General features: G+C 41.2%; 16 protein-coding genes. 11 read left to right on the top strand and 5 right to left on the bottom strand.

Annotation, left to right across the window (positions count from 1 at the left end):
- Positions 1 to 58: 58 nt before the first annotated feature.
- Complete coding sequence (gene gloB / locus CSV64_RS06630) at positions 59 to 760, bottom strand: hydroxyacylglutathione hydrolase (protein ID WP_099633961.1); 702 nt, start codon at positions 758 to 760, stop codon at positions 59 to 61.
- Positions 761 to 1082: 322 nt separating this feature from the next.
- Positions 1083 to 2336: an amidohydrolase family protein gene (locus CSV64_RS06625; RefSeq protein ID WP_099633960.1), complete on the bottom strand. Its 1254-nt coding sequence runs from the start codon at positions 2334 to 2336 to the stop codon at positions 1083 to 1085.
- A 207-nt stretch (positions 2337 to 2543) separates the two neighbouring features.
- On the opposite strand from CSV64_RS06625, the gene CSV64_RS06620 reads away from it, so the two are divergent.
- From CSV64_RS06620 to CSV64_RS06570, 11 genes are all read left to right on the top strand, one after another.
- Complete coding sequence (locus CSV64_RS06620) at positions 2544 to 3041, top strand: RNA polymerase sigma factor SigV (protein ID WP_199168457.1); 498 nt, start codon at positions 2544 to 2546, stop codon at positions 3039 to 3041.
- Positions 3038 to 3910 carry an anti-sigma-V factor RsiV gene (gene rsiV, locus CSV64_RS06615; RefSeq protein ID WP_099633958.1) on the top strand — a complete coding sequence of 291 codons (873 nt, stop codon included), beginning with the start codon at positions 3038 to 3040 and terminating at the stop codon, positions 3908 to 3910. Before CSV64_RS06620 ends, rsiV begins: the two co-directional genes overlap by 4 nt.
- Before the next feature lie 427 nt (positions 3911 to 4337).
- Entirely contained in the window at positions 4338 to 5021 is a 684-nt protein-coding gene (locus CSV64_RS06610) for a polysaccharide deacetylase family protein (protein ID WP_233190421.1), read from the top strand.
- Between the two features lie 206 nt (positions 5022 to 5227).
- Entirely contained in the window at positions 5228 to 5683 is a 456-nt protein-coding gene (locus CSV64_RS06605; protein WP_099633956.1) for a MarR family winged helix-turn-helix transcriptional regulator, read from the top strand.
- A gap of 82 nt (positions 5684 to 5765) precedes the next feature.
- Positions 5766 to 6719: a ring-cleaving dioxygenase MhqE gene (gene mhqE, locus CSV64_RS06600; protein ID WP_099633955.1), complete on the top strand. Its 954-nt coding sequence runs from the start codon at positions 5766 to 5768 to the stop codon at positions 6717 to 6719.
- 22 nt (positions 6720 to 6741) lie between these two features.
- Complete coding sequence (locus CSV64_RS06595) at positions 6742 to 7635, top strand: VOC family protein (RefSeq protein ID WP_099633954.1); 894 nt, start codon at positions 6742 to 6744, stop codon at positions 7633 to 7635.
- 3 nt (positions 7636 to 7638) lie between these two features.
- Positions 7639 to 8262: a flavin reductase family protein gene (locus CSV64_RS06590; RefSeq protein ID WP_369823504.1), complete on the top strand. Its 624-nt coding sequence runs from the start codon at positions 7639 to 7641 to the stop codon at positions 8260 to 8262.
- A 19-nt stretch (positions 8263 to 8281) separates the two neighbouring features.
- Entirely contained in the window at positions 8282 to 8872 is a 591-nt protein-coding gene (locus CSV64_RS06585) for an alpha/beta hydrolase (RefSeq protein WP_099633953.1), read from the top strand.
- Positions 8873 to 8913: 41 nt separating this feature from the next.
- Positions 8914 to 9195 carry a GNAT family N-acetyltransferase gene (locus CSV64_RS06580; RefSeq protein WP_199168455.1) on the top strand — a complete coding sequence of 94 codons (282 nt, stop codon included), beginning with the start codon at positions 8914 to 8916 and terminating at the stop codon, positions 9193 to 9195.
- A 125-nt stretch (positions 9196 to 9320) separates the two neighbouring features.
- Positions 9321 to 10226, top strand: coding sequence for a DUF5996 family protein (locus CSV64_RS06575; protein ID WP_099633952.1), 906 nt, complete (start codon positions 9321 to 9323; stop codon positions 10224 to 10226).
- Between the two features lie 73 nt (positions 10227 to 10299).
- Complete coding sequence (locus tag CSV64_RS06570) at positions 10300 to 10830, top strand: YceI family protein (RefSeq protein WP_099633951.1); 531 nt, start codon at positions 10300 to 10302, stop codon at positions 10828 to 10830.
- A 104-nt stretch (positions 10831 to 10934) separates the two neighbouring features.
- On the opposite strand, the gene CSV64_RS06565 is transcribed toward CSV64_RS06570, so the two are convergent.
- From CSV64_RS06565 to CSV64_RS06555, 3 genes are all read right to left on the bottom strand, one after another.
- The gene (locus CSV64_RS06565; RefSeq protein ID WP_099633950.1) at positions 10935 to 11372 is read right to left on the bottom strand and encodes a GNAT family N-acetyltransferase; all 438 of its coding nucleotides are present in this window, start codon (positions 11370 to 11372) and stop codon (positions 10935 to 10937) included.
- Between the two features lie 61 nt (positions 11373 to 11433).
- Entirely contained in the window at positions 11434 to 12108 is a 675-nt protein-coding gene (locus CSV64_RS06560) for a Dph6-related ATP pyrophosphatase (protein WP_099633949.1), read from the bottom strand.
- Positions 12105 to 13097, bottom strand: a complete 993-nt coding sequence (locus CSV64_RS06555; protein ID WP_233190418.1) for a GNAT family N-acetyltransferase — start codon at positions 13095 to 13097, stop codon at positions 12105 to 12107. The genes CSV64_RS06560 and CSV64_RS06555 overlap by 4 nt, the downstream gene beginning before the upstream one ends.
- Positions 13098 to 13918 lie beyond the last annotated feature (821 nt).

Below are 13918 nucleotides of genomic sequence, written 5' to 3'. Positions count from 1 at the left end.
AATCTTATCATAGATACTATATCCGTACACTTTATGCGATTGAACAAAGTCAGTTGCCCTAGAAATTATCACGCGCGTTACGTAGTTCGATAAAGTCTTCCAAAGTTTCTGCTTGCAAAAAGAGGTTAATTTCCTTCTCTCTGCCGATTGTTGACGGGAGCGTTGGCTGACCTTTAGCACGCATTTCTTGGACTTCATCCAATGAGTTGGAGATTTTTTTATTATCCGGCTGTATTTCGTATGCAAAACGTAAATTAGTTTCGGTATACTCGTGACCGGCATAAACGTTTATATCATCGTCCAAGTGCTTAAATTTCTGCAACGTTTCATATTGAGCTTCGTAATCGCCCGTAAAGACCCGACCACATCCGGCTGAAAATAAGGCATCCCCGCAAAAGAGGTTTTTCCCCATTAAAAAACTGATATGGCCATGCGTATGACCTCCTGATTCGTAGACCTGGAAAGTTTGACTCATCAAGTTAAAGGAGTCCCCTTCCTTTACCACACTATTCACCAAGTCTTTCGTTTCTTCCGGGCCATAAACGAGAATTTCAGGATGACTCGCTAGAATCTCCCGTACCCCACCAGTATGATCTTCATGCATATGAGTTAAAAGAATGGCCGCCAAACGAAGCTGCTTTTCTTCAAGGTACTCCAGGACAACACTCGCTTTTCCTGGATCCACCACAACGACCTCTGTTTCTTCTTGAATGCACCATATATAATTATCAGAAAAGGCTTTGATTGGATGAATAATCACTTTATGATTCCTCCTCTTTTATATATTTAATTTGCGGTTTGGAGACTTATTCCCCTTGCACCGACAAGTTTTAATTTATCCAGCTATCATAACACAGAGATAATTTATATACATGAAGAAGACAACCTCCTCTGTCTGTAATTCAATACTAATTCCTGTCATTTTGAAAAAAGTTAAGGAAAGTTAAAAATTTTGGTTTTAATTGTTACCTCAATTCCTGTACTTCTTCTACTGGGTTTGATTTACTTCCAATATTTTATGAAAAATAAAAGTCTTCCTCAACACTAGGTTGAGAAAGACTTTTAAGTATGACCAAGAACTCTTACGATTGCTTTAAAAAATCCACTTCGACTTCATTTTTTCGCGGTTCACGCTTAAAGAGATAGCCACCGTTTCTTACGGACATCAGCACTTCCGCCCGCTCACGAATAGCCTCATACGGATCTTGTGCATCCAACACGATAAAGTTCGCAGGCTTCCCTACTTCAATACCATACGCATCGTTTACTCTCATAATGTTCGCACCGTAATACGTGATCAAATCCAACGCCTTATTGATCTCGTCAATATGTGTGTAATGCGCTAAGTGAATCCCATTATCTAAAATATTCATCATATTTCCATTGCCTAACGGATACCAGTAGTCTGCTATGGAATCTTGCGCAAACGCCACATTGTTTCCGTTATTCAACAACTCTTTGACTCGTGTTAAGCCACGACGTGTAGGATAGCTATCTCCCCGTCCTTGTAAATGAGCATTTTCAGTTGGACAAGAAATAAAGTTGATTTGTGATTCTTTAAATAGACCTAACATTTTATTGGCATAGCTATTATCGACTGAACCGAAGCTACATGTATGACTAGCCGTTGTATATTTACCGTAGTCTTTTTCCATAACGAGCGCGTTTAACACTTCTAAGAAACGACTATTTGGATCATCGTTTTCATCACAATGAATATCAATCATCACGTTATGCTTTACGGCCATGTCGACAATACGTCGCAATGACTCCACGCCATGCTCATACGAAATTTCAAAGTGAGGAATCCCCCCTACGACGTCCGCACCCATTTCAAGCGCTTCTTGCATTAAACGCTCTGCCCCTTCATATCTAAAGAATCCTTCTTGAGGAAAAGCTACGAGTTGTAATGTAACGAGGTCTTTCAATTCTTCGCGCAGTGTAACTAACGCTTTCATTCCCGTTAAATTTGGATCTGTAATGTCTACATGTGTACGAATGAATTGAACTCCTTTACTCACTTCTTTTTGAATTCCTTTTATCGCACGTTCACGCACCATTTCTTCAGTCAATGATTTCTTATTATCACTCCAACGCTGAATGCCTTCAAATAATGTTCCGGATACATTTGCATTTCCTTCGCCTAGTCCCGAAAAGATATAATCCAAATGTAAATGAGGGTCCACATAAGGTGGCAATACTAAACGTCCTTGCAGGTCAATTACTTCATCTGCGTTATCTAGATCATTACCTATTGCGGTAAACTGACCATCTTTCACTAAAAACTCATGGGAATCTGGGTCACCGTATATATTCGCATTTATATATTTCTTCATAAAATACATTGCTCCTTTATCCGTTGGTATAGTCATGAGTATAGCAGTTACGAAACAAGAAAAATAATTCTTGCTCTCAACAGCATGTGATCAGCTTATTCTTGTCTGTTTTTAAAATAAAATCCAAACTTTTTGCAGAAGCTGTCCGTCAAAAGAGTAAGACGTGATCGCGACATGTTTAAAATTAAAGAAGGTGAACCTTTTGTCATGACAAAAAATAAAAAAATAGAGCAGGTTGAGCAATTTTTAATTGAAAACCAAAATGCTCATTATCGGCTCGCCTATAGCTATGTGAAAAACAAAGAAAACGCACTGGATATTGTGCAAGACTCGATTTTCAAAGCGTTAAAATCCATTCATCGCTTGGAAGAAATCAAGTATTTAAAGACGTGGTTTTATCGGATACTCGTGAATACTTCCATTGATTTTATTCGCAAACATCAGCGGGTGATGGTGATGGATGATGAAGTTCTAGATGGCTATTTACCACAAACTGAAGATGAACCAACTGATATAGATTTACTAGATGCGCTAGATACACTGCCTCCAGATGAAAAATCGTTAATTATTTTACGTTTCTTCGAGGATTTGAAGATTGACGAAGTGGCAGCCGTCTTAGATGAAAACAGTAATACAGTGAAAACCAGGCTTTACCGGACTTTAAAGAAACTGCGTATAGAAATTGAAAAGGGGGATTTGGAATGAAACGGTTAAACAAACTCAAGAAAGAATATGACGATATTGAAATTCCTCCCGAATTGGACAATTTAGTGAAGGATTCTATCCAAGGTGCAAAAAATGCTAAAAAGAAACGCTCACCCGTGAGAAACTGGTCGATTGGAGTCGCTGCTGCGGCTGCTTTATTCGTTGGCAGTATTAATGCTAGTCCTACTTTCGCCAATTCACTAGCGAACATCCCCGTTCTTGGTTCCATCGTGCAAGTTTTCACGATAGACACCTTAACTCTGGAAGAGGAAACGTATCAGGCAAACATGAAAACGCCGGCAATCGATGGTTTAGAAAACGAAGGATTGCAAACTGCGCTAAATGAAAAATATATCGAAGAAAACAAAGCGCTCTTTACGAAATTTGAGGAAGAGATCGCCAGACTAGAAGAGGCAGGTAGCGGTCATTTAGGTATGGATTCAGGTTATGAAGTAAAAACCGACACAGAACAAATTTTATCTATTGCGCGTTACGAAACCACTACGGCGGGATCTTCTTCCACTGAAATGCAATACGACACGATTGATAAACAACATAATATTCTTCTTACATTACCAAGTCTCTTTAAAGACGATTCCTATGTCGAGATCATTACTACCTATATTAAACAAGAGATGAAGCGACAAATGGAAGAGGATGAAAACACTGCGTATTTAGCTATCGAAGGAGCGGACATTGAGTTCAGTTCAATTCAAGCAAATCAAGACTTCTATATTACTGCGGATCATACACTCGTCATTTCTTTTGATCAGTATGAAGTAGCACCGGGTTATATGGGGGTCGTCACATTTGAGATTCCTTCACATATTTTACAGGATGCCCTAGTCGGGGACACATATATTCAGTAAGTTATTTAACAGCAGCAGATGATGGATTTCGTCTGCTGTTCTTCCTATAGATAAAGGTGTTTCTATACATACATAAGGTCATAAACGGTCTATTCAACACAAAATGATAGGAGATGTAAATTTTATGAATACGCTACATCAACAAGTCGGAAAGAAAAGAAGAAAGCTGAAGAAAAGATATTTTCTGCTTCTGATTTTTCTTCTCGTTCTATCGGGTACTGTTCTTTTTGTTGGGACGTCCTACTCTTTCCGTGAAGTACCTAGTACACCGGATCAACCTGTAACCAAACCAGCACCAACTGAAACACCACCATCAACTGATCAGCCAGAACCTATTACACCGCCAGAAGAATCTAGTCCTGAACCTGAAATTTTCCCTACAATAGAATCCGATGAAACAGAAACACCTACCGAAGAAGAAACAGAGATATCTTCTGAAGGGCCGACAGAAACGCCAGCTGAAGAAAACACGGAGCCACCTGTAGAAGAGGAAAAACCAGAAAAAGTAGTGTATTTAACATTTGATGACGGTCCAAGCAAATGGACTGAGCAGTTTTTAGATGTCTTGGCTGCACATGACGCCAAAGCTACATTCTTCATGCAAGGCAGTAACTTGAAGAAAGAACATCTTCAGGAAAGCGTAAAACGTGCAACACAAGAAGGTCATTATATAGGCGGCCACAGTATGACTCACAATTATCAAGCACTTTATACGAATCAACAGTTTGTACCCGAAATGATTGAAACACTAGATCTAATTCATAAAATCACAGGAACTACTCCTAGTCTAGTTCGCCCTCCTTATGGATCAGCGCCTGGATTGAACGGCGGACAAATACGGAAACAATTAGCTGACGCCCATATTAAAATTTGGGATTGGACAATCGATTCGCATGATTGGGAACTTCCCGGTAATCCTTCTCAGATAGTGCAAAACATCAAACGAGACACTACTTCCGATAAAGAAATCGTATTAATGCATGAAAAATCACAAACTTTAGAAGCACTTCCTGAAGTTTTGAACTTCTTCAAAGACCAAGGATATGTTTTCGGAGTGTACAATGATGCGTCTCACTTTGTCATGAACTTCCAAAATGATGCTGCGCTTTAACACCACGATGTATTAGAATCTACTAATAGATGATAGTGTATGGAGGCTATTTAGTACGTGCAGCTAGCCTCCCCTTTCGTTTCACCATTTCCATTTGAAATGATGCAAACTTTTTACGTATTGTAGATCTTTTATAAACGTATGGGTTGACATCGTAAAGTGAATATTATATGATTACCTTGAATTCGAGATAAAAGGAGAACGTCATGGACAATCAAAATAAAGAAATCTATGAAGAAGATTTGTCTCTAAAGGCATTCATTGTTTTAACTCGTGCATTGCAATCCATTAAAGTGCGTGTGGAAGAAGATATAAAACGCTCAGGATTAAATCCAACAGAGTTTGCCGTTTTAGAATTAGTCTATAGTAAAGGTGATCAACCGATACAAAAAATCGGTGAGCAAGTATTGATTGCTAGCAGTAGTATCACTTACGTTGTAGATAAATTAGAAAAGAAAAACTTAATCAAAAGAAAGCCTTGTCCAAAAGATCGACGTGTCACACATGCGTCCATTACAACGGATGGGACGGAATTGATGAATGAAATCTTCCCTCCTCACAAAAAGGCGATCAAAGAAATTTTTAGCGGACTAGATATACAAGAAAAAGAACAACTAATTACACAGTTAAAAAAATTAGGTTTACATGCACAGAATATGTAATGGTAAATCTAGTTTTTTCACAACTATTCTCTCGAATTGATATTATATCAACTAAATATAAATTACAAAGGGGTTTTATGACATGACAAACGAATTACTAGGCATTCACCACGTAACTGCAATGACAGATAACGCAATGAGAAACTATGAATTTTTCACAAACGTACTCGGCATGCGATTGGTTAAGAAAACGGTAAACCAAGACGATATCCACACGTATCACACATTTTTCGCGGATGATGTCGGTTCGCCAGGGACTGACATGACGTTCTTCGACTTCCCGAACAACCCGAAAGGAACACCGGGAACGAACTCGATTTCTAGAACTGGCCTACGGGTACCTAACGATGCAGCGCTTGAATATTATCTAGAGCGTTTCAAAGAGTTTGGCGTAGAAAACGACGGCATTCAAGAGCTTTTCGGCAAAAAAGTACTACCTTTCCAAGAAGCTGACGGACAAAAATATCAACTGTTCTCTGATGAGAATAATGAAGGCGTAGCACCCGGCACACCTTGGAAAAATGGACCCGTACCTGAAGAGCACGCGATTTATGGTTTAGGACCAATTGAAATCACAGTCAGCTATTTTGAAGATTTCAAGAAAATGCTCACTGAAGTATACGGTATGAAACCGATTCTTGAAGAAGTGAATGTAACGCTGTTTGATGTAGGCGAAGGTGGCAACGGAGGTCAAGTCATTTTACGAAATGATGATACAACACAAGGTAGTCAAGGGTATGGACAGGTTCACCATGTGTCGTTCCGAGTGAAAGATCATGAAGCGATTAAAAACTGGGAAGCAAAGTATGATGCAATGGGTATGCAACATTCGGGTCACGTAGACCGTTTCTACTTTGAAGCACTTTATACACGTGTCGGTCATATTCTGATCGAGCTATCAACAGACGGACCAGGTTTCATGACGGACGAACCTTACGAAACATTGGGAGAAAGCCTATCCCTTCCACCGTTCCTGGAACCAAAACGTGAATATATTGAATCACAGATTCGCCCATTCGATACAACACGTTCATAACAGTTGTAAAGGAGTTTTATAAATGGAAGCTATTAAAAAGATCCACCATATTACAGCTATTGTAGGAGATCCCAATGAAAATCTGAAATTTTACAGAGATGTTTTGGGACTCCGTCTCATAAAGCAAACGGTAAACTTTGAAGATCCAGGCGTCTATCATTTGTACTTTGGGGATCATAATGTAACTCCTGGAACGGTTATTACATTCTTCCCTTGGACAAATCAGAATCAAGGTAGAAAAGGCAGCGGTCAGGTCGGACGGATTGCTTTCAGAATACCAAAAGGAAGCATGGACTATTGGAAAGAGCATTTAACTGCCCAGCGTATTCCCATTGAAATGACACTGCTTTTCGGTCAAGAGACACTCGAGTTCGTTGATGTTCATGGACTCGAGCTCGCACTGGTCGAAGGTGAAATAACTGCAGATCATTACGATATAGTTGATTTTCATGGCGCTGTTTTATTGTCAGAAAATCCCGAAGGCACTAAAGACTTACTTACCGGCCTTATGGGTTTAACTGAACTCAATATAGATGATCAGAATCAACATTTTGAAACAGTAGGCAAGGAAAAGCACCATATTATTACAGCCACTCCCCCGCAACCTGCCGGAAGATTCGGTATTGGTACGGTCCATCACATCGCGTGGTCCTTGCCGCATAAGGAAGCATTGAAAGAGTGGCAGTCTGCACTGGCAGATGAACAATTTAAAGTCACTGAAGTGAAAGACAGAAATTACTTCACCTCGATCTATATTAAAGAAAAAGGACGCGTCATTTTCGAATTTGCAACTGACGGTCCAGGATTCGATGTAGATGAAGATATGAAATCACTTGGTTCCATGCTGAAATTACCGGAACAATACGAACAGAACCGGCAGGAATACGAAAGTCTGCTGCCGAAATTGGAGGTATAGTAGATGAATAAAATGCTCAACTTCTCTCCACAAGATCTAACGGCAAAAGAAAAGAAGAAATTCCTGATTGGTTCAGTTATTCCTAGACCTATCGCATTGGTTTCTACGATGTCCAATTCGGGTATTGTAAATATTGCACCATTCAGTTATTTCAATATCGTCACATATGACCCCCCGATGCTGTCCATCGCTGTACAGCGCGTAGACGGGAAATCGAAAGATACTGCTAGAAATATTTATGAAAATAAAGAAGCCGTAGTCCAGGTTGTCGATACAGATAACGTAGAAGCAGCAAACGCGACTTCCGCACCGCTAGGGCCCGATGAAAGCGAACTGGACGTCTCGAGTTTTACGACAGTAGACTCAAAAGCGATTCAAGTTCCAGGATTGAATGAAACCAAAGTGAGATTTGAAACAGAATTATACGATTCAATGGTCATTTACAATGAAGACAACATCGCAACTACAGATGTTTTATTGCTGAAAGTAAAACACTATCATATAGACGAAACAATCTATCACAACGGCTATATTGACCCGTTGAAACTACAAGCTGTAAGTAGACTAGCCGGTAGCGATTACGCTGAAATAGGTAAGCTATTCACAGTAGAACGCCCCCTTAAATAACCAAAGGAGTTGACGTGTAATGAAATATATTTACAATGAAAATAAAAAAGGTGCACCCGTATTCGTATTGCTCCACGGCACAGGTGGTACGGAAACAGACTTAGTCTCTCTTGCCGAACTACTCAATCCTGAATACAACGTGTTGGGCATTAGAGGAAATGTGCAGGAAAATGGCATGAATAGATTCTTCAAGCGTCATGGTGAAGGTCAGTACGACTGGGAAGATCTTGAGTTCCGAGGCAATGAACTGTATGAATTCATTGAAGAAAAATCAAAAGAATATGATTTCAAAATGGAAGATACGGTGCTAGTCGGATTCTCAAACGGCTCGAACATTGCGATTCAAATGATGCTCAAGCACCCAGAAACACTTAAAAAAGCAGCTTTATTCGCACCGCTGTATCCCGCAGATTTAGAAGAAAAACATGATTTCAGTGATGTGGAAGTATTCCTTTCACTAGGCGAAGGTGATCCGATTGTGCCTGAATCTGAAAGCAAGCGCGTCATCCGTCTCTTTGAAGAAAGAGGCGCAAACGTTACAACGGCTTGGGTTAAAGGACATAGCCTTACACAGGAAGTCGCAATGCAAGCGAAAAACTGGTTGAAGTAAACACATTCTATATACTAAAAATATAAATAGGAGTGATAATAATGGAAATTAAAAAAAGCAATGAGAAATTTTATGTTGGTGACAACCCGGAAGAACCTCTAGCGGAAATGACGATCGTCTTGAATGGTCCAAAGCAATTCATCATTGATCATACAATGGTTAGCGACCAATTAAGAGGCCAAGGCGTTGGCGATATGCTATTAGAAGAAGTAGTGAAATTTGCGCGTGAAAACAATCGTCAAATTATCCCTTTATGTCCTTTCGCTAAAGCGAGACTTGAGAAAAACAGAGCGCAATACGAAGATGTGTTGAAAGCGAAATAATAAGCCGACTGCATTTTCATTACTACGCTATGAAACGATACTACAATGACCAATTTCTATCGAATCCCCTACTCTAAGCTTATATTTTTCAAAAAAGGGTAAGTAATTCCTAGGAGGTGCTATTAGTGGGATTTTATAAAACGCATAAGAATGAAATCATCACCTTACAGCTTGTTTCTCAAATTTTAGGGAAAGTGAAACTAGAATATGCTGCACAGGAACCCCAATGGGCGCACGTAGTTCTCGATATTACACCGCGCGGGTTTACTACAGGGCTACTGAGATATAACGCTCACCACTTTGAAATTGAAGTCGATTTAATTAAAAACGTAATCATTAGTAAAACAGAAAAAGATGACGCGGTAATCAAACTTGAGGACGGAAAGACGATTCGTGACTACTATCAGGAAATCATTCGCACTGCCGATGATCTAGGTATACCATTGTCTATCCATACAACACCTCAGGAAATGGAAACGACGACGCCTTTTGAAGACGACGTTGAACACCATCACTACAACGAAGACGTAGCTAAACAAATTCTTAAGTGGTTCCAATTTGCATGGGATGCCGAGCAACAATTCCTTGCTCCAATCAGACAACGAAAGATTTATCCAGGTCTTTTCTGGGGCACGTTCGACGTGACAGGTATCATTGTGTATAACGAGTTCGAACCTTTCCCAGATGATAGTAGAGTAATTGAACGAGCTGCTTTTGATGAACATATGATCGAGTTTGGCTTTTGGTTGGGTGATGACAAATTTGAACATCCTACCTTCTTCACACTGCCCTATCCGTTTGTCGAAGGCGTGGAATTAAAAACAGATGACTCTTTCCCAGAAGGCAGTTACTTCAGCCCCGATATGGCTGAATACCTGTATGAAATCAAGAGTGATGTCGATCAAGCGGACCCTGCTGAAGTCATTCGCTTCTTGGAAGCTTCATGCAGAAAGTCATTTGAATACTTAGAATGGGAAAATACCCATCACTGCTTCGTAGAGTTAAAAATGGAACCGAATAAAAAACAATAAACACGGTTTATTGTATGAAAACGTTAAATGACTATAGTAAATATAAACAAACCATTATTGGAGGAGATTTTTTATGACAAAAGCAACATGGAACGTAGACACAGCACATAGTACAGTAGGTTTTTCCGTAAGACATATGATGATTTCAAACGTAAAAGGAACATTTAACGAATTCCAAGGAAACATCGAAGCGGATCCAGAAGATTTAACAGGAGCGTCTATCGATTTCACAATTGATGCGAACAGTATTGATACACGTAAAGCCGATCGAGACAATCATCTACGTTCAGCTGACTTTTTCGATGTAGAAAATTACCCGAAATTATCATTCAAAGCAACAAAAATTGAGAAGACTTCTAAAGATACGTACGACTTAACTGGCGACTTCACGATTAGAGACACAACAAAGCCTGTCACGTTCAATGTAAAGTATGAAGGTATGGCTAAAGATCCGATGAGCGGAGACGAAGCTGCTGGATTTACAGGTAAAACAACGATTAACCGTAAAGAATTCGGTTTAACATGGAACGCTGCACTAGAAACTGGCGGCGTTGTCGTGAGTGATGAAGTAAAGATCAATATCGAAATTCAATTACGTAAGTAAGCCATATAAAATTCAGCCTTTTTGAAACGGCTGATAATGTGAAGTATATAGCAAGCCCCTACAGGTAGATTTTATCTTCTACCTGTAGGGGCTTTTCTTTCTATCTATAAAGCTAACTTTTTCTCCATTACGATATGTGGTATACCATCTTCCATGAATACATCGGATGTAGTTTTATATCCGAGTTTAAGATAAAACTCCTCTGCATGCGTTTGACCGTGCAACTTTAGCCGCGCCAGTCCCTTGTCCATTGCAATCTCTTCCAAGCCTTGAACAATTATCTTTCCAATACCTGCACTGCGATGAGAGGCTAGCACACAAATGCGTTCTAACTTCCCTACTCCATCTACTACTCTTACTCTACCTGACGCGATCGCTTGTCCTTCATCTTCTACTACTATATGTTCACATAATTCATTCAACACATCAAATTCATCAAACTCGTCTTCTTCCGGAACCTGTTGTTCTTCGACGAATACCGCTTTTCGTATGTTGAAAGACTTTTGAAGATCTTCTTCTGTACGTATTCTCTTAAAGTTCATCGTGCATCAACTCCTCTTTTTACTTTTCTTCCGTAAATAAGAAACTTCCCCAGACAATCTCTCAGTCTGTGGAAGTTTCTTGTTCTATCTCACATTTCAAAAATACATAGCCATCTTTTTCGATAGTCTCACTCATCTTCACCGGAATGCGTTCCTTGAAAATCGGTCCATCGACTACGACCGTGTGGAATTCCCCTGACTCCCCACAACTATCGATGCCGAGTGCTTCGAGTTCATCCATTAATTCCACCGTGAAACGTCTACCGAGAAATTTAGCAGGCATCATCTTTGTATTCACAACGACCACATAGGCTTCAAAGTCTTCTGCAATGAATTCTTCAAGTAGCTTACGTCGCGGTTCTTCCCAAAGTGGATGATATGCTTCCATACCCACTTTGGCACACATCGACTGTACCCATAGTAAATGATCTTCTAAATCGATGTCCCCAAAAACTGCTTTGTGAATACCATGGGCTTTCGAAACGCGCATAGCATCTATGAATTGCATTTCATAGCCAGCCCAGTCTGCTTTTCGAATCATCAATGGAATATCCATCTGCTTCGCCTGTGCTTGAACGATCTCCAGTGGCAATGCATGTGATTTGGAATGTGGCTGATCTTTCTCGAACATTGTCCACAGCATAGCCGGCGTATTTCCCTCTTGGATTGCGCGATACGTTGCGAGTGCAGAGTCCTTGCCGCCACTCCATGACGTAACGAACTTCACGCCCGTCATTGTCCGTCCGCCCATGAGATGCGTGCATCCACTGTACGTGCCATGCGAATCATGTACGAACGGAATCCAAGCTTAGGCCAGAAATACGACGCCAAATGATTCGCCGTCAGCCAATCGGTCATGACATATTTATAACCCGCATTTTTCATTTGTGTGAAACTGTGATTCGCAATCGATTTGCCGATTCCTTGTCCACGCATCTTTATATTCGTCGTCGCCTGTACAAGCACTGCCGACTCATCCGGTGTGGTCATCGCATGACGTGCGTCTGCCGGTGTGAATAGATGAAAGGCTACAGGTACTTCATCTTGCTCTGCAACCCAGCTACGCGTACCTTCCTTGCCTTCATACGCCGCAAATACATCACGCTCTGCATCCAACGCTTCTTGTGTAATCGGTTTCCATGCTGGCGCTTTCGCCTGATGCAAACTGTTCCACGGCGCCATCTTATGCAATGTTTTTTGCTCGTCTCCTACTAGTTCCTTCATCTTCACGAGACTATTCTCTCCTGGCTGTGCGCGATAGTGTTCCAGTGACAACGCCGCAAAGCGCTGTTCGAAATGAAACGACTGCTCCAGCATTTCAAGAATTAATTCGTCATTACCAACCGGAATATCCATGAGATGTTCAAAATAGCCATTGCGAACCCATTCCGCGCCAGCTTCCGTGTACATCAAACGTGCCAATCTTGGATGCTCATCTTCATGAATGACAAACGATGGATACCCAACATATACCGTACGTCCGCGAGTAGCATCCTGACGATATTCGTATAATAAATAGCCGATGACGTCTTCGTCACGTAACGTCACGAGTCCCCCTGTATACGGTTTCTCCAATTCTTCACGCAAGCGATTCTCAGCTTGCTCGATGTCCTCAAAGCGTTCCTGCAAAAACGGAAAACGCTGTCGTTCATCTGCATGTCTCGCCGCTAATAACGTGGCCATCTTCGGTACATACTGCTCTTCAAATTGTACAAAATGAATCATCAGAATCCCCTCCTGCCTTATTTAACTAAATTATACCACAACTGTTTAGCTTGCCAATGAAATGAATGGATGGGAGGTGTTTTTGGGGATAGGTGGGTTATTGGTATAGAGCGGATGTGGAGATATATAGAGCGTTTAACCTTGATGTTTGAGCGGGGGCGGAGCTTGATTGAGCGTTCAACCTCGAACTATGAGCGGGACCGTAGCTTGATAGAGCGTTCAACCTCGAACTATGAGCGGGACCGTAGCCGGATAGAGCGTTCAACCCCGAACTTTGAGCGGGACCGTAGCCGGATAGAGCATTCAACCTCGAACTTTGAGCGGGACCGTAGCCGGATAGAGCGTTCAACCTAGAAGTTTGAGCGGAGGCGGAGCTTGATTGAGCGTTCAACCTAGAACTTTGAGCGGGACCGGAGCCGGATAGAGCGTTCAACCTCGAACTTTGAGCGGGACCGGAGCTTGATTGAGCGTTCAACCTCGAACTTTGAGCGGGACCGTAGCTTGATAGAGCGTTCAACCCCGAACTTTGAGCGGAGGCGGAGCTTGATAGAGCGTTCAACCTCGAACTATGAGCGGGACCGTGGCTTGATAGAGCGTTCAACCTCGAACTTTGAGCGGGACCGGAGCTTGATAGAGCGTTCAACCCCGAACTATGAGCGGGACCGGAGCCGGATAGAGCGTTCAACCTCGAACTATGAGCAGGACTGTAGCTTGATTGAGCGTTCAACCTCGAACTATGAGCGAGGGCGAGCATACATAGAGCACTGATCCTTAAACTTTGACCGCAAATACGTCAATATTGAGCCAAAACACAAAAAACT

It is taken from the genome of Sporosarcina sp. P32b, assembly GCF_002743335.1.
Lineage (GTDB): Bacteria > Bacillota > Bacilli > Bacillales_A > Planococcaceae > Sporosarcina.
Note: the sequence above shows the minus strand (reverse complement) of the source record. Positions and strands in the feature narration are given on the sequence as shown.